24 protein-coding genes and 1 tRNA gene are annotated in these 20,231 nt (G+C 67.3%); 10 read left to right on the forward strand and 15 right to left on the reverse strand.

What is annotated here, in order from left to right; genetic code table 11:
• Window positions 1-64: 64 nt before the first annotated feature.
• The 4 genes from NV401_RS10650 to NV401_RS10665 all read right to left on the reverse strand — a co-directional run bounded on the left by NV401_RS10650 (window position 65) and on the right by NV401_RS10665 (window position 3,765).
• Window positions 65-757: an ATP-dependent Clp protease proteolytic subunit gene (locus NV401_RS10650; RefSeq protein ID WP_261294402.1), complete on the reverse strand. Its 693-nt coding sequence runs from the start codon at window positions 755-757 to the stop codon at window positions 65-67.
• Window positions 758-829: 72 nt separating this feature from the next.
• Entirely contained in the window at window positions 830-1,768 is a 939-nt protein-coding gene (locus NV401_RS10655) for a glycosyltransferase family 2 protein (protein WP_261294403.1), read from the reverse strand.
• A 130-nt stretch (window positions 1,769-1,898) separates the two neighbouring features.
• Complete coding sequence (gene tig / locus NV401_RS10660; RefSeq protein ID WP_261294404.1) at window positions 1,899-3,614, reverse strand: trigger factor; 1,716 nt, start codon at window positions 3,612-3,614, stop codon at window positions 1,899-1,901.
• A gap of 66 nt (window positions 3,615-3,680) precedes the next feature.
• Window positions 3,681-3,765 (reverse strand) — tRNA-Leu (locus tag NV401_RS10665).
• Between the two features lie 136 nt (window positions 3,766-3,901).
• Between NV401_RS10665 and NV401_RS10670 the strand changes: the two genes are divergently transcribed.
• Both NV401_RS10670 and NV401_RS10675 read left to right on the forward strand, forming a co-directional pair.
• Complete coding sequence (locus NV401_RS10670; protein ID WP_261294405.1) at window positions 3,902-4,075, forward strand: hypothetical protein; 174 nt, start codon at window positions 3,902-3,904, stop codon at window positions 4,073-4,075.
• Between the two features lie 12 nt (window positions 4,076-4,087).
• A complete protein-coding gene (locus NV401_RS10675) occupies window positions 4,088-4,282 on the forward strand; it encodes a hypothetical protein (protein ID WP_261294430.1) in 195 nt (64 codons plus the stop codon).
• Window positions 4,283-4,317: 35 nt separating this feature from the next.
• Here NV401_RS10675 and NV401_RS10680 read toward each other — a convergent pair whose 3' ends face one another.
• From NV401_RS10680 to gatC, 7 genes are all read right to left on the reverse strand, one after another.
• Window positions 4,318-5,178 carry a hypothetical protein gene (locus tag NV401_RS10680; protein WP_261294406.1) on the reverse strand — a complete coding sequence of 287 codons (861 nt, stop codon included), beginning with the start codon at window positions 5,176-5,178 and terminating at the stop codon, window positions 4,318-4,320.
• Window positions 5,175-5,786 carry a hypothetical protein gene (locus tag NV401_RS10685; RefSeq protein WP_261294407.1) on the reverse strand — a complete coding sequence of 204 codons (612 nt, stop codon included), beginning with the start codon at window positions 5,784-5,786 and terminating at the stop codon, window positions 5,175-5,177. Before NV401_RS10685 ends, NV401_RS10680 begins: the two co-directional genes overlap by 4 nt.
• An 88-nt stretch (window positions 5,787-5,874) precedes the next feature.
• Window positions 5,875-7,350: an Asp-tRNA(Asn)/Glu-tRNA(Gln) amidotransferase subunit GatB gene (gene gatB, locus NV401_RS10690; RefSeq protein ID WP_261294408.1), complete on the reverse strand. Its 1,476-nt coding sequence runs from the start codon at window positions 7,348-7,350 to the stop codon at window positions 5,875-5,877.
• Window positions 7,347-7,757: a type II toxin-antitoxin system VapC family toxin gene (locus NV401_RS10695; RefSeq protein WP_261294409.1), complete on the reverse strand. Its 411-nt coding sequence runs from the start codon at window positions 7,755-7,757 to the stop codon at window positions 7,347-7,349. The genes gatB and NV401_RS10695 overlap by 4 nt, the downstream gene beginning before the upstream one ends.
• A complete protein-coding gene (locus NV401_RS10700; protein WP_261294410.1) occupies window positions 7,754-8,032 on the reverse strand; it encodes an AbrB/MazE/SpoVT family DNA-binding domain-containing protein in 279 nt (92 codons plus the stop codon). The genes NV401_RS10695 and NV401_RS10700 overlap by 4 nt, the downstream gene beginning before the upstream one ends.
• A 33-nt stretch (window positions 8,033-8,065) precedes the next feature.
• On the reverse strand, window positions 8,066-9,550 hold the full coding sequence (gatA, locus tag NV401_RS10705; RefSeq protein WP_261294411.1) for an Asp-tRNA(Asn)/Glu-tRNA(Gln) amidotransferase subunit GatA: 1,485 nt from the start codon (window positions 9,548-9,550) through the stop codon (window positions 8,066-8,068).
• On the reverse strand, window positions 9,550-9,837 hold the full coding sequence (gatC, locus tag NV401_RS10710) for an Asp-tRNA(Asn)/Glu-tRNA(Gln) amidotransferase subunit GatC (protein ID WP_261294412.1): 288 nt from the start codon (window positions 9,835-9,837) through the stop codon (window positions 9,550-9,552). Before gatC ends, gatA begins: the two co-directional genes overlap by 1 nt.
• Before the next feature lie 141 nt (window positions 9,838-9,978).
• On the opposite strand from gatC, the gene NV401_RS10715 reads away from it, so the two are divergent.
• The 7 genes from NV401_RS10715 to NV401_RS10745 all read left to right on the forward strand — a co-directional run bounded on the left by NV401_RS10715 (window position 9,979) and on the right by NV401_RS10745 (window position 16,065).
• On the forward strand, window positions 9,979-11,082 hold the full coding sequence (locus NV401_RS10715) for a DUF3089 domain-containing protein (RefSeq protein WP_261294413.1): 1,104 nt from the start codon (window positions 9,979-9,981) through the stop codon (window positions 11,080-11,082).
• On the forward strand, window positions 11,079-11,540 hold the full coding sequence (gene ruvX, locus NV401_RS10720) for a Holliday junction resolvase RuvX (protein WP_261294414.1): 462 nt from the start codon (window positions 11,079-11,081) through the stop codon (window positions 11,538-11,540). The genes NV401_RS10715 and ruvX overlap by 4 nt, the downstream gene beginning before the upstream one ends.
• A 70-nt stretch (window positions 11,541-11,610) precedes the next feature.
• On the forward strand, window positions 11,611-11,862 hold the full coding sequence (locus NV401_RS10725; protein WP_380816977.1) for a DUF1294 domain-containing protein: 252 nt from the start codon (window positions 11,611-11,613) through the stop codon (window positions 11,860-11,862).
• Window positions 11,863-11,968: 106 nt separating this feature from the next.
• Window positions 11,969-12,283, forward strand: a complete 315-nt coding sequence (locus NV401_RS10730; RefSeq protein ID WP_261294416.1) for a hypothetical protein — start codon at window positions 11,969-11,971, stop codon at window positions 12,281-12,283.
• A complete protein-coding gene (locus NV401_RS10735) occupies window positions 12,283-13,812 on the forward strand; it encodes a methyl-accepting chemotaxis protein (protein ID WP_261294417.1) in 1,530 nt (509 codons plus the stop codon). The genes NV401_RS10730 and NV401_RS10735 overlap by 1 nt, the downstream gene beginning before the upstream one ends.
• Before the next feature lie 46 nt (window positions 13,813-13,858).
• Window positions 13,859-14,848, forward strand: coding sequence for an aspartate carbamoyltransferase catalytic subunit (locus NV401_RS10740; protein WP_261294418.1), 990 nt, complete (start codon window positions 13,859-13,861; stop codon window positions 14,846-14,848).
• The gene (locus NV401_RS10745) at window positions 14,845-16,065 is read left to right on the forward strand and encodes a dihydroorotase (RefSeq protein WP_261294419.1); all 1,221 of its coding nucleotides are present in this window, start codon (window positions 14,845-14,847) and stop codon (window positions 16,063-16,065) included. Before NV401_RS10740 ends, NV401_RS10745 begins: the two co-directional genes overlap by 4 nt.
• Here the strand turns inward: NV401_RS10745 and NV401_RS10750 are convergent.
• From NV401_RS10750 to NV401_RS10765, 4 genes are all read right to left on the reverse strand, one after another.
• The gene (locus NV401_RS10750) at window positions 16,062-16,526 is read right to left on the reverse strand and encodes a hypothetical protein (RefSeq protein ID WP_261294420.1); all 465 of its coding nucleotides are present in this window, start codon (window positions 16,524-16,526) and stop codon (window positions 16,062-16,064) included. The two genes, NV401_RS10745 and NV401_RS10750, sit on opposite strands and share 4 nt — an antisense overlap.
• A gap of 127 nt (window positions 16,527-16,653) precedes the next feature.
• The gene (locus NV401_RS10755) at window positions 16,654-18,009 is read right to left on the reverse strand and encodes an SPOR domain-containing protein (protein ID WP_261294421.1); all 1,356 of its coding nucleotides are present in this window, start codon (window positions 18,007-18,009) and stop codon (window positions 16,654-16,656) included.
• 14 nt (window positions 18,010-18,023) lie between these two features.
• Complete coding sequence (locus NV401_RS10760) at window positions 18,024-18,653, reverse strand: hypothetical protein (protein ID WP_261294422.1); 630 nt, start codon at window positions 18,651-18,653, stop codon at window positions 18,024-18,026.
• A gap of 4 nt (window positions 18,654-18,657) precedes the next feature.
• Window positions 18,658-19,374, reverse strand: coding sequence for a ParA family protein (locus NV401_RS10765; protein WP_261294423.1), 717 nt, complete (start codon window positions 19,372-19,374; stop codon window positions 18,658-18,660).
• A gap of 173 nt (window positions 19,375-19,547) precedes the next feature.
• Between NV401_RS10765 and NV401_RS10770 the strand changes: the two genes are divergently transcribed.
• A partial coding sequence (locus tag NV401_RS10770; RefSeq protein WP_390903625.1) for a tetratricopeptide repeat protein occupies window positions 19,548-20,231 on the forward strand: 684 nt, incomplete at its 3' end.

Below are 20,231 nucleotides of genomic sequence, written 5' to 3' on the forward strand. Positions count from 1 at the left end.
ACGCGCGCTAGTGCGGGCAGCCACCTTAGGCTGCCCGCCTTCAATCGTACAATAGCAATCGGCCTTACGATGCGGGCAGAACGGGCGGGCTGCCCGTTTCGTCCGCCACCGCAGGACGCTTGTCGAACACTTCGTCGATCAGCCCGAACGCCTTGGCTTCGTGCGATTCCAAAAACGTATCGCGATCCATCGCCTTTTCGATCTCCTCGATCGGCTTGCCGGTATATTGCGCGTAGAGGTGGTTCATGCGGTTCTTGATGCGCTGGATTTCTTGCGCCTGGATCTGGATGTCGCTGGCCATGCCCTGCGCGCCGCCCGACGGCTGGTGGATCATGATCCGCGCATTGGTCAGCGCGACACGCATGCCGGGCTCGCCCGCGGCAAGCAGGAAGCTGCCCATCGAGGCGGCCTGGCCGATGCACACCGTGCCGACGCGCGGGCGAATATATTGCATCGTGTCGTGGATCGCCATGCCCGCCGTGACGACGCCGCCCGGCGAATTGATGTACATGAAGATGTCCTTCTTGGGGTTCTCGGACTCCAGGAAGAGCAGCTGCGCGGTGATCACCGAGGCCATATGGTCCTCGACGCCGCCGGTGATGAAGATGATGCGTTCGCGCAACAGGCGCGAATAGATATCGAAGCTGCGCTCGCCGCGGTTCGACTGCTCGATCACGATCGGCACGAGGCCGCCGGTGATCGGGTCTGCGCGGAACCCCGGAGGAGCGAAATTACCGGTCTCGAACGGATTATGCATGGGAAGATTCAGTCCTTATGCCCCAGATGCCTTGTCGGCGAACGCTATACATCGGCGCTGGGAGAAACGAGTTCAACCCCCGTTGCCGGGGGCCTTGTGTGCGAGATAGGCCAGCCGGCGCATCTCGCGCCGACCGCGCACCACCGTATCGAGGATCAGGCCGGTGAAGATGCTGAGCGCGGCAAGGATGCCGAGCCCGGTGACCAGGATCGCGGTCGGGAAACGCGGCACGGTGTGCGTCTGCATATAGGTGATCGCCAGCGGGATCGCCAGGATCACCGCCAGCGCCGCGAGCAGGCCCGCGATCACGCCGAAGAACAGGATCGGCCGCTCGATGCGGTACAAGGTGGCGATCGTGCCGAGGATGCGGAAGCCGTCACGATAGGTGTTGAGCTTGGATTCGGAGCCTTCGAGCCGCGCGAAATAGGGCGTCTCGATCTCGCCGACCGGCATCTTGAGTTCGAGCGCATGGACGCTGATCTCGGTCTCGATCTCGAACCCGGCAGACAGCACGGGGAAGCTCTTGACGAAGCGCCGCGAAAAGACGCGGTAGCCCGAGAAGATATCGGTGAAGCTGCGCCCGAACAGGCGCGCGAGTAGCCCTGTCATCGCGCGATTGCCGAACTGATGGCCGCGACGATAGGCGTCCGCCGCTTCGTGCACACGCGAGCCGACCACCATATCGAGTTGCTCGTCGAGCATCCGCGCGATCAGCGCCGGCGCGACGCTCGCGTCATAGGTGGCATCGCCATCGGCCATGACATAGATATCGGCATCGACATCGGCGAACATGCGCCGCACCACCGCGCCCTTGCCCTGCAGGCGCTCGATGCGCACGATCGCCCCGGCGGCGCGCGCCACCGCGATCGTCCGGTCGCTTGAATTGTTGTCGTAGACGTAGATGCGCGCGTCCGGCAGCGCGGCGCGGAACCCCGCCACCGTCTGCGCGATCGCGGCTTCCTCGTTGTAGCAGGGCAGCAGGACGGCGATGGTTGGGCTGCTATCCGTCATCGTTCGCCCCCTGCCCTCATCTCGCCCGCCGCCCGATCGTCACCCGGGCAACAGCTGGGGTCTCGTGCGGCGCGCGTTACAAGCGCGCCGCGTAAGATCCCCGCGGTCGCCGGGCTGACGATGACGTGCGTTACGCCTTGTCGGCTGCCGGCTTCTTGGCGCGCGGCTTCTTGGCCGGCGCATCCGCTGCCTGCGTACCGTCGGCGGCTTCCGCTGCGACCGGCGACGAGGTCGTCAGTTCGGTCGCCGCGTCGGCCGGTGCGGCCTTGGCCTTCTTGGTCGCCGCCTTCTTCACCGGCTCGGCCTGCACCAGATCGTCGCCCGGCGCTGCCGGCTCGATATCGGCCGCTTCCATCTTCTTGGCGGCAGCCTTCTTGGCCGGCTTGGGCTTGGCCTCGGCCGTCTCGGTCGTTGCCTCGGGCTCACCCTCGGTTGCCGGCGCGGCCTTCTTGGCCGATGCCTTCTTCGCCTTGGGCTTGTGGTTGTCGTGATCGTGCGTGTGGGTGCCGGTCGAGAAGCCTTCGTCGCTTTCGATCGCCGCTTCCAGTTCCTCGCGCGTCACTTCGCGATCGCTGATCTCGGCCTTCTCGAACAGGAAGTCGACGACCTTGTCCTCGTACAGCGGCGCGCGCAGCTGGGCGGCGGCCATCGGCTCCTGCTGGACATAGTCCATGAAGCGCTTGCGGTCTTCCGGGCCGTATTGCTGCGCGGCCTGGGCAACCAGACGCTGCATTTCCTGGTTGGAGACCTCGATGCCGTTGGCCTGGCCGATTTCCGACAGGAGCAGGCCGAGGCGTACGCGACGCTCTGCGATCTTCTGGTAGTCCTCGCGCTCGGATTCCATCTCGGCGAGCGCCGCGGCAGGATCTTCCTCGTGCGTGGCTTCATGCTCGAGCTGCGACCAGATCTGGCCGAATTCGGCTTCGACCATCGACGGCGGCACGGGGAAATCATGGCCCTCGGCCAGCTGATCGAGCAGCTTGCGCTTCATATAGGTGCGCGTCAGGCCGTTCAGCTCCTGCTCGATCTGCCCCTTGAGCAGACCGGACAACTGCTCGAGGCTCTCGAGCCCGAGCGAGGTGGCGAGCGTATCGTCGATCACCGTCTCGCCGGCGACCTTCACGGCCTTGATCTTGAGATCGAACGTGGCAGGCTGGCCGGCCAGTTCCTTGACCTGGTAATCGGCCGGGAACGTCACTTCGATCTGCGTCTCGTCACCGACATGCACGCCGACCAGCTGATCCTCGAAGCCCGGGATCAGGCGACCGGTGCCGATCTCGACCGACATGTCTTCGCCCGTGCCGCCATCGAACGCGACGCCGTCGACCTTGCCGACGAAATCCATCTCGACGAGATCGCCGGTGGCCGCAGCATGGCCCTCGGGCGCGTCGTCAAAGCGCTTCTGCTGGTCAGCGAACTTCTGCAGCTGCTCCTGCACCTTGGCTTCGTCGGCCGCGACCGTCAGGCGCTCGAGCTTCAGAGCGTCGATCGCCGGGGTCGGCACATCCGGGAGCACTTCCAGCTCGACCGTGATATTGGCGTCCTGGCCCGGCGCATAGTCACCGAGGCTGACCGAGGGCTGCATCGCGGGGCGGATGCGCTGCTCGGCGATGAGCTGCTGCACGCCCTGCTGGATCGAGCTGTTGAGCGCATCCTGCATCAGCGATTCGCCGTGCATCTTGCGCACCAGGTTCGCCGGCACCTTGCCGGGGCGGAAGCCGGGCATGCGCACTTGCGGCGCCACGCGCTTGAGCTCGGCATCGACCTTGGAATCGATGTCCTTGGCGGTGATGGTCAGCGTGTAGGCGCGCTTCAGGCCTTCGTTCAACGTTTCGACAGTCTGCATTTCAACTCACGCCTTTTCAGGAATTTTTCTTATTCGCGGCCGCCTTCGCGCGTTTGCGCGAAGGACTGGTGCGGGCGAAGGGACTCGAACCCCCACATCTTGCGATACTTGGACCTAAACCAAGCGCGTCTACCAGTTCCGCCACGCCCGCACTTAGGACACCGCAGGTCGGCGGCGTCTATACCAGTCACGGGCCCCGGGGCAAGACAAGTTGCGCAGCCGGGCTATACTGACTGCGGCAACCGCCTCCGCCCTCGCGCGTTGAGGGCGTTCACAGGAGAAAAATGATGGCATCCACGCCCACAGAACTTCCCCCCCAGCCGAGCCAGCCGGCACAGCCCGATCCGGCGCCGACCGAACTGCCCTCGCCGCAGCCCGACGTCGATTTTCCGGACACGACGCCCGGTACCAGCCCCGACATCGCCCCCGGCCAGCCGGTCGGCGGCGCCGCTTATTCCTGAAGGAGCCGATCCGTGGCTGACCAAGCGATACCCGAACCCCAGGACGATCCGCGCAGCGATCTCGAACAGATGGTCGAGGCGCGCAAGGACGCAGTCGAGCGCGGCGAAGGCGGCGACGAGCCGTCGATGTTCACCGCGACCGGCGAGCATGACGGCGTCGGCGGCACCGGCGGCGTGGTGAAGAACCAGGACGACGACGCACAGTAAGCGAGGGGCGGCCGCGGGCCGCCCCTCCCGCTGCATCATGGTGCCGTCAGATCGATGATACGATCACGATCATAGCGGAGCACGCCCGGCATTTCCGGCACGCGGCTGATCGTCACACCGAAATAGTTTGGCAGCTTGCCGACCGGCTGGAATGATGCCTGTATCAGTTTCACGTTGGCGAGCCGCGGGTCGATCGCCATGCCGGTGCCGGCCGGGCGGAATAGCGGCTTAGTGTCGCCTATCATGGGCTGCGACGAATCGCCCGCGACCTTGTCGGGCACGTCCGGCGGATCGATCACGCCGAGATCGACGATCGCCCCTGCCGTCGCATCGAACCTGACGCTCCCCATGCAGAAGCAACTGCCGACCGGCGCTACCCCAGACGGTGCCGCCAACTGACCATAGACGCGGTACGATCCTGGCGTGACTTCGTGCAGATAGGTCGAGCTGTCTTTCGCTTTGGCAAAGCGGTTCATCGGCCCGATGCCGACGCTCGCCATCATGCCGAAGGGCACGAATTCGAAATTGGCCTCGGTCGGCTCGACCGGCTTTTCGGGCACCGACAGGCCCGGCGTCTTGGCCGCGGCGGACTTGGCCTTTTCGTAGCTCGCCGCCTTCTTGGCGTATTTCTCCCGCGCCTCGGCGAAGGCCGCGGCACGAACCCGATCATAGGTCGCCTGATCCTCGGCTGTCGGCACTCTCATCAGGTAGAGCGGTGTCGCGCTGGCGGTCCGCAACAGAATATAGGCCTTGGCCGGATCGAGCGCGACCACCGGCTTGTCCTTGACCGCCGCAGCGACGACGAACACGGGCGGCTTCTCCTTGGCGGCAAGCGGCATGGTGAGGGCGCTGGCGAGCAGAGGGGCAAGCAGCGCGGCGAGCAGCAGGTTCTTCACAGGCCCAACTCCTTGCCCAGCAGGGTACCGGTTGAGGCAACCATCGCCTGCTGCTTGAGCAGGGCTTGGCGTTTTTCCTCGCTCACGCCGGACAGGCCCTCCTCGAAGTTGAACTTGTCCCACAGATCCTTGGGCAGGCCGTAGCGTTGATAGCCCTTGAAATGCATGCAGGTGCGCATGTTGACCCGGCGCAGGCGGCGCTTTTCGGCCGAGCCGAAGATCATCATCGCCATCGCGCTGCCAATCGCCCCGCCGACCGCGCCGGCCATCGTCCCGGCATAGGGATAGGGCGTCTGCATATAGCCGATGCCGCTCTGCAACCCGCTCGCATAGCCATCGCATTCGGCGATATCGGCATAAGCGGTCGCGAAATCGGTGTCGGCGCGGTGGAAGGCGTAATATTTGTCGAAATCGGCTGCTTCGGTACCGTCCGAGGTGAAGGCGAGCACCGGCATGGTGACGCCGGTCATGTCGCTCAAATCGGCGGCGGGCGGCCCGAACGGCGACGCGCTTTCGGCAAGATAGCGTACCGTCTGTGCCGATGCCGACGTTTCGCCGACCATCAACGCGAGCACCGCAAGCGCGGCACCGCAACCCCCTATGTTCATTGCATCCCCCCAGTAAACAACACCGAATCGGCCGCTTACGGGGGAAAGAATAGCGCGCGCGGACCGCTCGGCAAGCGGCCGATAACGTTTACCCCAGCGCCTTCTTCAGCAGATCGTTGACCACGCCCGGATTGGCCTTGCCGCCCATCGCCTTCATCGTCTGGCCGACGAAGAAGCCGAACAATTTGTCCTTGCCGCCACGGTAATCGGCGACCTTGTCTTCATTGGCGGCCATAACCTCGGCGATGATCTTTTCGATCTCGCCGGTATCGCTGGTCTGTTTCAGCCCGCGCTCCTCGACGATCTCGCTCGCCCCCTGCCCGGTCTCCAGCATGATCTCGAATACCTGCTTGGCCAGCGTGTTCGACAGCGTACCGTCGGCGACCAGAGCAAGCAACTCGGCCGCGCCCTCGGGCGTGACCGGCGAGGTGGCGATATCCTTGCCCAGCCGGTTGAGCGCGCCGAACAGTTCCGACGTCACCCAGTTGGCGGCCGCAACCGGCTTGGCGCCGGTTTCCAGCAGGGCATCGAACCAGCGCGCATTCTCGACCTCGGCGGTGAGCACGGCGGCGCCATAGGGCGTGATGCCCAGTGCCTCGTAGCGCTTGCGCTTGGCGTCGGGCAGTTCGGGCAGCGACGCGCGGCATTCCGCCAGGAACGCCTCGTCCAGTTCCAAGGGCAGCAGATCGGGATCGGGGAAGTACCGGTAATCGTGCGCGTCTTCCTTCGAACGCATCGAGCGCGTCTCGTTGCGATCGGGATCGTACAGCCGCGTCTCCTGGACGATGCGGCCGCCCTCCTCGAGCACCTCGACCTGGCGCTTGGCCTCCTGCTCGACCACCGCCATCACGAAGCGCACCGAATTGACGTTCTTCGTCTCCGTCCGCGTGCCGAGCGGATCGCCCGCCTTGCGCACGCTGACATTGACGTCGGCGCGCATCGAGCCCTCTTCCATATTGCCGTCGCAACTGCCGACATAGCGCAGGATCGAGCGCAGCTTGCGCAGATAGGCGCCCGCTTCGGCCGGCGAGGCGAGATCGGGCTTGGACACGATCTCCATCAGCGCGACGCCCGAGCGGTTGAGATCGACATAGGAACGCGTCGGATGCTGATCGTGCATCAGCTTGCCGGCATCCTGCTCGACATGGATGCGCTCGACGCCGATGCGCTTGCCCGTCGCATCCGGATTCTTGTCGTCCAGGCTGATGTCGATCGCGCCTTCTCCGACCAGCGGATGATAGAGCTGGCTGATCTGATAACCCTGCGGCAGATCGGCATAGAAGTAGTTCTTGCGATCGAACCGCGACCAAGTGTTGATCTGTGCCTCGATCGCCATGCCGGTGCGCACGGCCTGGCGGATGCACTCGCGGTTGGGCACCGGCAGCATGCCGGGCATCGCCGCGTCGACCAGGCTCACCTGCGTGTTGGGCTCGGCACCGAACGTGGTGGCGGCGCCGGAGAACAGCTTCGCGTTGGAGGTGACCTGGGCATGGACTTCGAGGCCGACCACGACCTCCCAGTCGCCGGTATTGCCGCGGATCGTGTATTTCAGAGCTTCGGTCATGGATGCATCTCGGGCGTGATAAGGTTGAGCTCGGGAAAATACCGGCGATAGTGACTTGGGTCGCGCGTGAGAAGGGCCGCATTGAGCGCCTCCGCCTCCCCGCCAATCATGAAATCCGCGAGAAGCTTTTCGCGGCGCCCGCCAGCTGCGCGATACGCTCGTTGCGCAAGTCCCGCGCGGTGGGCCCCAGCAGAGCTGAGCGGCGCGATACGGATGCCAAATCCGGCGCACAGCTGCTCCAATTCCGCCAGCGTACCGCTCCGAGTGGTAAGTTCGCCGATCGTCACCGCACTCGTAACGACGTCGCCTGTCAGCCGAGCATCGGCCACCGCGCGAAAAGACCATCTTTGCCACTCGGCATCATCTTCACGCAGATCCACCAGAATGTTGGTGTCGACCAAAATCACGGCGGGAACGGGTCGTCACCGCGAATGTCGTGCATGATGTCGTCGGTCGGCCGGCCTTCGCGCAAATGTGCGAACTTGCTTGACGTCACACGCATCTCCGCAACTAGCCGCTCGATCTCAGCCTCGCGATCGAATTTAGGCTTGCGGATGACCGCGGCATCCGGGCCGAGCATGGCGATCTCGACCGGCTCGTTCGCCACCAGCCCGAGCGCATCACGCACGTCCTTCGGAATCGTCACCTGGCCTTTGACCGTGAGATTGGTGAGCTTCGTCATGTCGTCGGTATTACCAAAATATGGTAATACTGTCTACCACCATGCCTTGGCGCGCGCGGTGAAGCCGGCGCGTTGCTCGAGCGCCAGCCCGGCATTGAGGACGCCCTGCTCGTCCAAAGCCTTGCCGATAATCTGCAGGCCGAGCGGCAGGCCGCCCGCGTCGACGCCGCCCGGTACCGACATCGCCGGCAGGCCGGCGAGCGACGAGGGCACGGTGAACACATCGTTGAGATACATCGCCAGCGGGTCAGCCGACTTGTCGCCCAGCGCGAACGCCGCGGACGGCGCGGTCGGGGTGAGCAGCAGATCGCAGCTTTCCCAAGCGCGATCGAAATCGCGCGCGATGAGCGTGCGAATCTTCGAAGCCTGTGTGAAGTATGCGTCGTAAAAGCCTGCCGACAGTACGTAGGTGCCGATCATGATGCGGCGCTTGACCTCCGGGCCGAACCCGGCGGCGCGCGTCGCGGCATACATGTCCTGCAGCCCGGCGCCCTCGGGCAGGTCGCGCAGGCCGTAGCGCACGCCATCATAGCGCGCGAGATTGGACGAGGCCTCGGCCGGCGCGATGATGTAATAGGCCGGCAGCGCGTATTTGGTATGCGGCAGCGAGACTTCGACGATCTCGGCGCCGGCATCCTTGAGCCAGGCGATGCCCTGCTGCCACAACGCATCGATCTCGGCCGGCATGTTGTCGACGCGATATTCCTTGGGAATGCCGATGCGCTTGCCCTTGAGATCGCCCGACAATCCGGCTTCCCACTGGGGCACGTCGAGCTGCAGCGAGGTCGCGTCCTTAGGATCGAAGCCGGCCATGTTCTCGAGCATGATGGCGCAATCGCGCACGTCGCGCGCCATCGGCCCGGCCTGGTCGAGCGACGAGGCGAAGGCGACCACGCCCCAGCGCGAGCAACGGCCATAGGTCGGCTTGATACCGGCAATGCCGGTGAACGCGGCGGGCTGGCGGATCGAGCCACCGGTATCGGTGCCGGTCGCCGCCGGGCACAGCCGCGCCGCGATCGCCGCCGAGCTGCCGCCGGACGAGCCGCCCGGGGTCAGCGCGGCATTGCCGCCGTCGTTGCGCCGCCACGGCGAGATGACATTGCCGAAGGCGCTCGTCTCGTTCGACGAGCCCATCGCGAACTGGTCCATGTTAAGCTTGCCGAGCATGCCGGCGCCGGCCGCCCACAGCTTGCCCGAGACGGTGGACTCATACGGCGGGGTGAAGCCTTCGAGGATCAGGCTACCCGCGGTCGCCGGCACGCCACGCGTGCAGAACAGATCCTTCATGCCGATCGGCACGCCGGCCAGCGGCTTAAGCGTCTCGCCGGCGGCGCGCGCCGCATCGGCGGCGTCGGCCGCGGCCAGCGCATGATCCGGCGTTTCGACCAGGAACGCGTTGAGCGTCTTGGCCTGGGCGACGTTGGACACGAACGCTTCCGCCACTTCGCGGGCAGAAAAGGAGCCGTCGCGCACGCCATCGCGGATCGCGGCGACGCCGAGGTTGGTAAGTTCAGTCATTATTCGATCACCTTCGGCACGGTGAAGAAGCCGTGCTCGGCCTGCGGGGCATTGGCGAGCACGGCATCGCGCACGGCGCCATCGGTCACCACATCGTCGCGCAACCGCAGATGGTTCGGGATCACCGCGGTCATCGGCGCGACGCCGGTCGTGTCGACCTCGCTCAATTGCTCGATCCAGCCCATGATATTGTCGAGCTCCGGCGCGATGCGCGCGGCCTCTTCCTCGGTTATCGCAATGCGGGCTAGGCTCGCGATCTTCTTCACGGTGGGGATGTCTACTGGCATGGAGCGCGGCTAGCAGAGCGGGGCCGACCGGCGCAAGGTTCACCTGCCTGCAAGATTGCGTGCAGGCCAATCATCGTGCAGTCAGCGCGCGATCGGCCCAAGCAGCGACCAGGCTGCGCCGCTGCCCCCGGAGTTCGCCAATTGGCCCGCAAGTTCCTCTACGTCATCGCCACGCTGATCGTGCTCGCGATCGCCGCCGCCTTCGCCTATCGGCTGTGGGGCGCCGAGATCATCCGCTGGTGGGCGGTGCCGAGCGCGCAGTTCCAGCCGCTGCCCAAGGTTGCGGGCAATGCCTATGCCGACGGCAAGATGTGGATCGCGCATCCCGGCCGGGCCAACGATCCGGCGCGCTGGACCCCGCCGGGCTATCGCCCCGCCGCCACGCCGACCGCCGCGGTCTTCTACATCCATCCGACCTCTTTCCTCGGCACGACGCGCTGGAACGCCGCGCTCGACGATCCCGAGACCAACGCGCGCGCGGAGTTGTTCCTGCGCGGCCAGGCCAGCGCGTTCAACGAGGTCGGCGCGATCTGGGCGCCGCGCTATCGCCAGGCGACCTTCGGCGCCTTCCTCACCAACGTTGCCGCCGCCAACCAGGCGCTCGACTTGGCCTATGGCGACGTGCTTGCCGCGTTCGACCAGTTTGTGAAGGAAGCCGGCGGCCGCCCGATCATCCTCGCCGGCCACAGCCAGGGTGCGCTGCATCTCAGCCGGCTGCTGCGCGATCGCATCGCCGGCAGGCCGGTCGCCCGGCGCATCGTCGCCGCCTATGTGGTCGGCTGGCCGGTGTCGCGCAGCACCGATCTTGCCGCGCTCGGCCTGCCCGAATGCGCGCGTGCCGATCAGGCCGGCTGTATCCTGTCATGGCAGAGTTTCGCCGAGCCGGCCGACCCGGCGATGGTCGTCGACCATTATGACGAGACGACGGGCTTCGACGGCAAAGCGCGCCGCGGCACGGCGATGGTCTGCACCAATCCGCTGACCGGTACGGCAAACGCGACGGCAGCGGCCACGGCCAATCTCGGCACGCTGGTCCCCGCCGCCGATCTGGGCAGCGCGACGATCGTCGCCGGCAGCGTACCGGCGCGCTGCGACCCGCAAGGCTTCCTGCTGATCGGCGATCCGCCATCGATCGGCGGTTACGTGCTGCCGGGCAACAATTACCATGTCTACGATTACGGCCTGTTCTGGGCCAATGTCCGAGCCGACGCCGCGCGGCGGCTGGCGGCGTTCGCGGCGCGATGATCACCACGGACCGCACCCGCTATCGCGAAGCGCTGCCTGCCGCCGGCCGGCTGATCGGGCTCGATGTCGGCACCAAGACGATCGGCACCGCGATCTGCGATGCCGGGTGGAGCTTCGCCTCCCCTGCCCTGCTGATCCGCCGCACCAAGTTCCAGAAGGACAAGCTCGCGCTGGTCGCGCTGATCACCGAACAGCGCGTCGCCGGGATCGTGATCGGCCTGCCGCTGCATCTCGACAGCAACGAAAGCCCGCGCAGCCAATCCAGCCGCGCCTTCGCGCGCAACATGGAAGACCTGGATCTGCCGATCCTGTTGTGGGACGAGCGCCTGTCGACCCAGGCGGTCACGCGCACGTTGATCGAGCAGGATGCATCGCGCGCCAAGCGCGCCGAACTGGTCGACAAGATGGCCGCGGCCTACATCCTGCAGGGCGCGATCGACGCGCTGGTCGCGGCGTGACGTTTACCCACGCCTAAGGCCTGTCACGCTATCGGCGCCTATGTTGCTTATCATCGCCATCCTTTATGCCGTGCTGATCAATGCCGCGGAGATCGTGGCCTTTTCGGCCGACAAGCCGCGGGCGATCGCGGGCGAATGGCGCGTCGCCGAATCGAACCTGCTGCTGCTGGCGCTCGCGGGCGGGACGCCGGGGGCCTATTGGGCGCGGCAGCGATTCCGCCACAAGACCCGTAAACAGCCCTTTTCCATGCAGCTCGATCTGATTGCGATGCTGCAAGTGGGGATCATCGCCGGCCTGGGATTCTTCTTCATCTTTCGCTGACCGCAAGGCGGGTCTTCCGGCTCGAGATCGTTGCCACATCGGAGGCGATCGAACCCGATCTCGTTGCTTAGCATCTTGCTAACCATGCACCGCTTAAGCGCTGGCCATGCCCTTTCCCGTCCCCTCCTGGCCCCTGTCGATCCTCGTCCTGCAAACGCTCGGGATCGTCTCCGCGTTGCTCGTGCTGCCATTGCTGCCGCCCCGCGATGGCCGCATGCTGCTGATTCCCGTGGGATCGGACAGTGCCGCGCGTCTCGCCCCGACCGCACTCGCCACCGGCGCGCGGCTGATCGCGCGCGGACCGTTTCCGGGGTCGCTGGTGGTGCAGGGGCAGCGTGGCCCGCTCTCGTCCGCACTGCGCACGGTGCTGATCGTCGCGGCGCCGCAAAGCGGCTGTGGCAGCGCGGGAAGCCCGGCCTGATGCCCCTCGATGATCTGGCGCAGCTACGGCGGCGCGGCATCTGGATCCTCGTGATCGCCGGCTGGGTGTGCACCGCCGGGCTCGGGCTGCTTGCCCTTGCTCAGGGCGCCGAACACAGCGCACTGATCGTCGGGCTGGGCGCGCTGGTCAATCTCGCCCCGACGGCGATCGCCGTCGGCGGCCGGCACGACCGGCGCGCCCGCTTGCTGGTCGGCACGCTGGCTGCCGCCTATCCCGCGCTCGGCGTCTATCTGCTCGCCGGCCATGCCTGGCAGATGGACGGGCACATGTATTTCTTCGTCGCGCTCGCCGCGCTGACCGTGCTGTGCGACTGGCGGCCGATCGCGCTCGCCTCGGCGCTGATCGCGGTCCACCACCTAGCGCTCGAGGCGCTCGCGCCGGCCTGGGTATTCACCGGGACGGGCAATTTCGCGCGTGTGGTCATCCATGCCGTGGCGGTCGCACTGCAATTCGCCGTGCTCGGCTATATCACCACGCGCCTGCGCAACCTGCTGGTGCAGCAATCGGCGGACCGCGACGAGAGCAGCCGGCTGGCGGCCGATGCGATCCAGGGCCGCCGCGATGTCGAGACCGCGCTGGCCGCGATGCGCGCTGCAGACCTGCGCGCGAGCGGCGAACGCGATCGCCGCGAACGCGTCGAGCAGGATACCGCGACGCAGCGGCGCCACGACATGCTAGCCTTTGCCGCGGCGTTCCAGGCATCGGTCGCCGATATCGTCGTCGCGGTCGGCACCGCCTCGACCGAGCTCGAACAGTCCGCCCGCGCGCTCAACCGCCTGGCGACGCGGGCCAGCGCCGAGACCGCCGATACCGCCCATGCCGCGGCCTGCTCGTCGAGCAGCGCACGCGCGCTGGCCGGCCGCACGCAGGAACTGGGCATCTCGATCACCGCGATCGCCGCCAGCGTCGATCAGCAGGCGACGCTCAGCGGCAACGCCCGGGCGGTTTCCAGCTCGGGCCATGAGGCGGTCGGCTCGCTGGCCGATCGCGCGCTGGCCATCACCCGCTTCGCTGAATCGATCAGCGAGATTGCCGGGCGCACCAACCTGCTCGCGCTCAATGCGACGATCGAGGCGGCGCGCGCCGGCGAGGCCGGGCGCGGATTCGCGGTCGTCGCGCATGAGGTCAAACTGCTCGCCGGGCAGACTGCGGGCGCGACTGGCGAGATCCGCTCGCTTGCCGGCACGGTGCAGGGCGGCGCCGATATCGCCAACGGCGCGCTGCGCGATATCGCCGCGATGGTCGCCGAACTGGCCGAGGCGGCGGAGGAAATCCGCGCCGCGGTCGAGCAACAACGCAGCACCGTCTCGCTGATCCATGCCACGGCGGACGATACGGCAGCGAGCGCAGGCCAGATGTCCGAACTGCTCCGCGGCGTCGTTATCGTCGCGGCCGACACCGAAAAACTGTCCGGTCGCGTGACCAGCGCCGCCGGTGGCCTGTCGCAGACCGCGCGCCAGTTGCAGCAGGCGACCGAGCAATTCGTGGCGAAACTGCACGCGGCGTGAGCGGCGGCTTGCGCCGCGCCGCGCCCGCCGTTACCGAACCCCTTTAATGCAACCCTCAGATCACAGCCCCGCTGCCTCCCTCCCGGGCAGCGCCGTCTTCCCGCACCGGCACCTCACCGGCATTGCCGGGTTGAAGCCGCACGAGATCACGTTCCTGCTCGACGAGGCGGAACAATGGGTCGCCGCCAATCGCGGCTCCAAGAAGAACGACAAACGGCTGCGCGGACTCACGCAGATCAACGCCTTTTTCGAAAACAGCACGCGTACGCTTCTCTCGTTCGAGATCGCCGGCAAGCGGCTGCGCGCCGATGTCGTCAACATGCATGCCGCTACCTCCAGCGTGAAGAAAGGCGAGACGCTGATCGACACGGCGATGACGCTCAACGCGATGCGCGCGGACGTGATCGTCATCCGCCACGGCTCGTCGGGCGCGGTGCGGCTGATCGCCGACAAGGTCGATTGCCCGGTGTTGAACGCCGGTGACGGCAGCCACGAACATCCCACCCAGGCGCTGCTCGACGCGCTGACCATCCGCCGCCGGCGCGGCACGATCCACAACCAGCGCGTGGTGATCTGCGGCGACGTGCTGCACAGCCGGGTGGCGCGCTCGAACATTCTCGCGCTGACCTCGCTGTCTGCCGACGTCCGCGTCTGCGCACCCTCGACGCTGATGCCGGCCGGGATCGAGCGGATGGGCGTCACGCCGTTCACCGATTTCGATACCGCGCTGGAAGGCGCCGACGTGGTGATGATGCTGCGGCTGCAGAACGAGCGGATGGCGGGCGGCTTCGTGCCATCCAACCGCGAATTCCACCTGCGCTACGGGCTCACCCTGAAACGACTCGCCAAGGCGCAGCCAGGCGCTTTGGTGATGCATCCCGGGCCGATGAACCGCGGCGTCGAGATCGATAGCGCGGTGGCCGATCACGTCGACCAGTCGGCGATCACCGAACAGGTCGAGATGGGCGTGGCGGTGCGCATGGCCTGCCTCGACGTGCTGACGCGCCGGTCGCGCGGCGTGAAAGGCTGGGCATGACGATCGCACTTCTCAACGCGCAACTGGTGTGCCCAACGGGCGGCGCCAGCAGCGGCGGCGTGCTGATCGACGGGCACAGCATTGCCGCGGTCGGCACCTTTGCGGTGCCGGACGACGCGCACGTGATCGACTGTCACGGCAAGATCCTCGCGCCCGCGATCGTCGATCTCGGCGTGTTCACGATCGACGTGCCCGCCTGCCATGCCGGCGGCATCGTCCGCGTCGGGCTTATGCCGGACCAGACACCGGTGCTCGACGATCCCGGTATCGTCCAGCGCGCCGCGCTGATCGGCCGTCCCGGGCTGTGGATCCATCCGATCGCCGCGGCAACGCGCGGGCTGGCCGGCAAGGATCTGGCCGAAATGGCGATCAACCGCGATGCCGGTGCGGTTGCGGTCGGCACCGGCGAGCGCTGGATCGCGGATTCGGGCGTGATGCGCAAAGTGCTCGCTTATGCCGGCGATCTCGGGCTGACGCTGATCGCCGAGGCGCAGGACGGTGGCGTGCTCGGCAACGCCGTCGCCACCGCGGGCGAAACCGCGACGCGGATGGGCCTGCCCGCCGCGCCGTCGCTGGCCGAGCCGCTGGCGATCGCGCGCGATCTGATGCTGGCCGAGGACACCGGCGCGAAGATCCACTTCCGCACCGTCACCACCGCGGCCGGCTTCGACCTCGTCCGTGCGGCCAAGCGCCGCGGCGTGCGCGTCACCTGCGGCATCACGCCGGCGCATTTGCTGCTGTCGGATATCGCGATGAGCGATTTCCGCACCTTCACGCATCTCTCGCCGCCCTTGCGGGACGAAAGCGACCGTCAGGCCTGCCTCGCAGCACTGGCCGATGGCACGATCGACATCCTGTGCTCGGGCCACGATCCGCGCGGGCCCGAGGAAAAGCGCCTGCCGTTCGCCGATTCGGCGCACGGCATGGCGGGGGCGGAGACGTTGCTCGCGCTGGCGCTCGGTATGGTGCGCGACGAGCGCATCACGCTGCAACGGCTGATCGCCATGCTCTCGGCCGGGCCGGCGGCGATCCTCGGGCTGGAGACGGGCACGCTGACCGTCGGCGCGCCGGCCGATCTGATGCTGTTCGACGAGGGCGCGCCGTGGCTGATCGATGCCGACAAGATGGTCGCGCTGGCCGGCAACACGCCGTTCGACGGGTTGCCGGTGCAGGGCAAGGTGCTGCGCCTGTGGAAGGGCGGCGCCGCGCTGCGTTAACGGCGGCAGCCGCGCGCGCTCTGCAAGCCGCGCAGATAACCGCGCCGCGCATGGCCGGCGCTGATCGCCTGTTCCAGCCGACGCTGTGCCCCCGCCGCGCCGGATACTTCGCGCACCACCCCGCGGAACGGAATCAGCGAATTGACCACCGCCGAGCCGCCCAGTTCCGCGATGCCAGCGCGCTTACTGCTTTCGCCCGATCCGAAATCGGGGCCCAGCGCCTCGCTCAGTTCGCTGATCCCGGCGGCGATCCGCGCGCAACCCGAGACCGGCGCGTAGGTGGCATCGGCGGCGCGCTGCAGGACGGGCGGGATCTTGGTCTTGGCGATGCCCACGTCGCGCGCCGGCTGGCTGACGACGCGCCCGGCGATCTTCTCGTCGCTCTCCTTCTGCTGCGCCAGCGCCGGGACCGACAGCGATAGCGCGACCAGCGTGGCAAGCGATACGGCAAGGTTCTTCATGACAGCTATCCTGAAATCGTTGAGCCTGCGTAACGCATGACACGGCCACGGGTCGCATTGCACATACGAAAACGGCCGGCCCCGCGGATCGGGGGCCGGCCGTTCGTGGTCGATCTGTCGAAAAGGCTCAGCGCGCGGCCAGCTGCGCACCCCGCCCGCCCGACTTGACCCATGCCGCCATCTTGTCGCCGGCATCGGCACGCACGAAGCAACTGCCGCCCGCCGCCTTGTAGTTCCGGCACATGCTGACCGCGTCGCTGCGCGCGAAGCCGCCGACCGACAGGCGGTAGAAGGTGCCCGCCTTGGTCTGCACTGCCACGCCCGACGGCGTCTTGCCGGCAAAGGCACCATGACGCGCCATCCGGCCCCAGGCATCGCGGGCGACGCCGGCATTGTCGAACGCACCGAGCTGGACGAAGAAATTGCCCTTGGCCGGCGCCTTGGCCGCGACCGCCGCGCCCATCGCGGGCTTGGGTTGCGCGAACAGCGCCCTAGCCTTCGCACCAGACGCGACCGCCTGCTGCACGGGAAGTTGGCGGACCGCACGCGGCGGCAGCACCTGGATCACTTCCTGACGCGCGGCGAAGCTGACATTGGAGACCGACGCCGCCACCGGCAGCGCTGCCTCGGATAGCATCGGTGCCGTCGTTTCCGCCTCGGCGACCGCCACCGGCGCCGGGCTGCCGGGTGCGCCCGGCATATAGGCATCGACCGGCGTGGTCGCGGCGAGGCCGACCGGCGCCGTGCCGTTCAGCGCGAGTCGCACCGGCTGGCCCGGATCGACGACCGGCGTCACGCCGAGCAGGCTGGCGACCTGATCCGAGGCGGAGCTCGGCTTGGCAAAGCTTGCCCATTCCAGGATCCGCGCATCGACCTGATCGGGCGCGAGATCCATCGCGACGACGGTGCGCGCGTCCATCCAGCGCCCGGCCAGGGCCAGCGCCAGCGCATAATTCTGCCGTGTCTTGGCATCGGCCTCCGGCGCGCGCGCCGCACCGTCGAGCAGCTCGACCGCCGTCGCCGGATCGCCGGCCAGCGCAATGGCCAGGCCGCGATCGCTGACCGCGATGATCTGGGCATTGGCGTCCAGCGTCCGCCGTGCGCCATCCCAATTGCCCTGCGCGATTTCCGTCAGCGCGAGATTGAGCGCGGCCTTGCCATTGCCGGGCTCGAGCGCAAGCACATCGGCAAAGGCCGCGCGCGCCGAAGCGAACCGCCCGCCCTTGAGATAGGCCTGGCCGAGCAGCACGCGATAGGCCGGCACCTGCGGGTCATAGCCAACTGCGCGCTCGGCCTGCTCGATCGCCGCATCGGTCCTGCCCTTGGCCAGATTGCGGCGGGCGAGTTCGGCATTCTTCGCCGCGATCTTCGCGCCGTCCTGCATGCCGGCGAACGCGATACCGCTCACGCCGGCATAACCTGCCATCGTGCCCCCGAGCAGGAGGGCCGACAGGCTGAGCGTGACGATTGCCCGGGTCTTCATCGGAAAATCCTTATCTATCGCTTCGCCCGGTCGGGCAGCTGGCTGACCAGCGCCGCGACTTCGGGCAATGTTTCGAGAAAGGCGTCGAGCGCCTCGGTGACGAGCAGCTGCGCCGACCGGTTTTGCATGGCGCTCGCCAGCCGCAGCTTGAGATGGCGATCGCTATCGAGTCGCAGCGTGAACGCCGATTTGGCGCGCACGACATGTTTGGCATTGGTCTCGCGGCGGATCCGCGTCGCGGTGGCGACGGAGACCGGACGGCGCACCGCTGCTTCGGGTTCTGGTTCGGGCGCCGCGACCTGCGCGACGACCGGGGCTTCTGTTTCGACCGCAGCCTCGGCCACGGGAGCCTCTGCCACGGGAGCCTCGACGACCGGCATCGCCGGCACCGCCACGGCGGTGTCGGGCGCGACCGGCGCGAACTCCTCGTGCAGCGCCTCGCGCTGGACCAGCACGACCGGCACCGGTGCCTCGACCGGCGCGGAATCGCCCATGTCGTTCCAGCCGAGATCGTCATGTGCGCCGGGCGGCGCGCCGAACCCGCCAAACCCTTGCGGGCGCATCGCCGGGCGTGCCGTGCCCTTGCGCGCGAGCAGCGTGGCCGAGAGCGAGGCGAGCGGCTTGGAGCTTCCGATCATCGCCATGGCCTCAGCTCACCACCCGGCGGCCGAAACCCCCGGTGGTCGTGCGTTGCGGGATATAGCCGGCGGCCGTGCCCGGCGCGGCAAACACCGTGCGGCGGAAATTCTTCTCGAGCCGATCGGCGATATAGGACCACAAGGCCGCGACTTCAGCGGCGGACCGGCTTTTGGGATCGCATTCCATCACCGTGCGGCCGTCGATCATCGAGGCGGCGAAATCGGTGCGGTGGTGGATCGTGATCGGCGCGACCGTGCCGTGCTGCGACAGCGCGACCGCTGCCTCGCTGGTGATCCGTGCCTTGGGCGTGGCGCCGTTGACGACGAACAGCAGCGGCTTGCCGGCGCGCTCGCACAGATCGACCGTCGCGCCGACGGCGCGCAGATCGTGCGGGCTCGGGCGCGTCGGGATGACGATCAGCTCGGCGACGGTGATCACGCTCTGGATCGCCATGGTGATCGCCGGTGGCGTATCGATCATCGCCAGCTTGAAGCCCTGCTGGCGCAGCGTCTCGAGATCGGCGGCGAGCCTCGCAACGGTGGTCTGCGCGAAGGCGGGATATTCGGCGGTGCGCTCGTTCCACCAATCGGACAGCGATCCCTGGGGATCGATGTCGATCAGGACGACCGGCCCGGCGCCGGCCAGCTGCGCCTGTACGGCGAGATGCCCGGATAGCGTGGTCTTGCCCGACCCGCCCTTTTGTGATGCCATCGCGAGAACGCGCATGTGTCCCGAAACTCCCCAATTCGAGACCGGGAGATCGCATGGCGGCGTCAAGAACAGGTTAACGCCGCGTCATTTCCGCTGCACACAGTACGATTGGCTAACGAAATCTTTGCCAAACCACGGTTACGCGGCATTATCGGCATTCAGGGCTAGGCAGCGGAACGGACATGATCATGGCAAACGGGACAAAGCGCGCGCTTCTGGCGAGCATGGCCGCGCTCGCGGCGGTTACCGCCCCCGCACTGGCCGACGTCAAGCAGGGCGTCGATGCCTGGAGCCGCGGCGACTATCGCAAGGCGGTCGAGCAATGGCGGCCCGCGGCGAATGCCGGCGACGCCCAGGCGCAGTTCAATCTCGGCCAGGCCTACAAGCTCGGCCGCGGCGTGCCGGTCGATATGGCGCTGGCCGAGCAATGGTATCGCAAGGCGGCGCTGCAGGGCCTGCCCCAGGCCGAAACCAATTACGGTCTCGCGCTGTTCGATCAGGGCAAGCGCGGCGAGGCACTGCCCTGGCTGGAGAAATCGACCGCCCGCGGCGAGCCGCGCGCGCAGCTCGTGCTCGGCACGATGCTGTTCAACGGCGATGGCGTGCCCAAGGACTGGCGCCGCGCCTATGCACTGCTGGTGCGCGCATCGGCGGCCGGCCTGCCCTCGGCCAACAAGGTGCTGGCGCAGATGGATCAGTATATCCCGCAGGAAACGCGCCAGCAGGGCCTGGTCTTGGCGCGGCAATATGAGAGCGACAGCCAGCGCGCCGATCTGCCGACCGAGCTTGCCGGCCAGACCGCACGCCCCGTGGAGGCGGCGGCCGCGACGCCCGTGCAGCCGGCGGAGCCGCGCCCTGCCCCGCCGACCGTC

The organism is Sphingomonas hylomeconis, assembly GCF_025370105.1.
In the GTDB taxonomy this organism is placed as follows: Bacteria; Pseudomonadota; Alphaproteobacteria; order Sphingomonadales; family Sphingomonadaceae; genus Sphingomonas; species Sphingomonas hylomeconis.

Coding starts and splice junctions, on each gene's coding strand:
- ruvX (WP_261294414.1), top strand. CDS start 11,079: ATGATCACCACGGACCGCACCCGCTATCGCGAAGCGCTGCCTGCCGCC.
- gatC (WP_261294412.1), bottom strand. CDS start 9,837: ATGCCAGTAGACATCCCCACCGTGAAGAAGATCGCGAGCCTAGCCCGC.
- NV401_RS10650 (WP_261294402.1), bottom strand. CDS start 757: ATGCATAATCCGTTCGAGACCGGTAATTTCGCTCCTCCGGGGTTCCGC.
- NV401_RS10730 (WP_261294416.1), top strand. CDS start 11,969: ATGCCCTTTCCCGTCCCCTCCTGGCCCCTGTCGATCCTCGTCCTGCAA.
- NV401_RS10760 (WP_261294422.1), bottom strand. CDS start 18,653: ATGGCGATGATCGGAAGCTCCAAGCCGCTCGCCTCGCTCTCGGCCACG.
- NV401_RS10685 (WP_261294407.1), bottom strand. CDS start 5,786: ATGAACATAGGGGGTTGCGGTGCCGCGCTTGCGGTGCTCGCGTTGATG.
- gatA (WP_261294411.1), bottom strand. CDS start 9,550: ATGACTGAACTTACCAACCTCGGCGTCGCCGCGATCCGCGATGGCGTG.
- NV401_RS10750 (WP_261294420.1), bottom strand. CDS start 16,526: ATGAAGAACCTTGCCGTATCGCTTGCCACGCTGGTCGCGCTATCGCTG.
- NV401_RS10740 (WP_261294418.1), top strand. CDS start 13,859: ATGCAACCCTCAGATCACAGCCCCGCTGCCTCCCTCCCGGGCAGCGCC.
- NV401_RS10670 (WP_261294405.1), top strand. CDS start 3,902: ATGGCATCCACGCCCACAGAACTTCCCCCCCAGCCGAGCCAGCCGGCA.
- NV401_RS10745 (WP_261294419.1), top strand. CDS start 14,845: ATGACGATCGCACTTCTCAACGCGCAACTGGTGTGCCCAACGGGCGGC.
- NV401_RS10700 (WP_261294410.1), bottom strand. CDS start 8,032: ATGACGAAGCTCACCAATCTCACGGTCAAAGGCCAGGTGACGATTCCG.
- tig (WP_261294404.1), bottom strand. CDS start 3,614: ATGCAGACTGTCGAAACGTTGAACGAAGGCCTGAAGCGCGCCTACACG.
- NV401_RS10735 (WP_261294417.1), top strand. CDS start 12,283: ATGCCCCTCGATGATCTGGCGCAGCTACGGCGGCGCGGCATCTGGATC.
- NV401_RS10755 (WP_261294421.1), bottom strand. CDS start 18,009: ATGAAGACCCGGGCAATCGTCACGCTCAGCCTGTCGGCCCTCCTGCTC.
- NV401_RS10655 (WP_261294403.1), bottom strand. CDS start 1,768: ATGACGGATAGCAGCCCAACCATCGCCGTCCTGCTGCCCTGCTACAAC.
- gatB (WP_261294408.1), bottom strand. CDS start 7,350: ATGACCGAAGCTCTGAAATACACGATCCGCGGCAATACCGGCGACTGG.
- NV401_RS10765 (WP_261294423.1), bottom strand. CDS start 19,374: ATGCGCGTTCTCGCGATGGCATCACAAAAGGGCGGGTCGGGCAAGACC.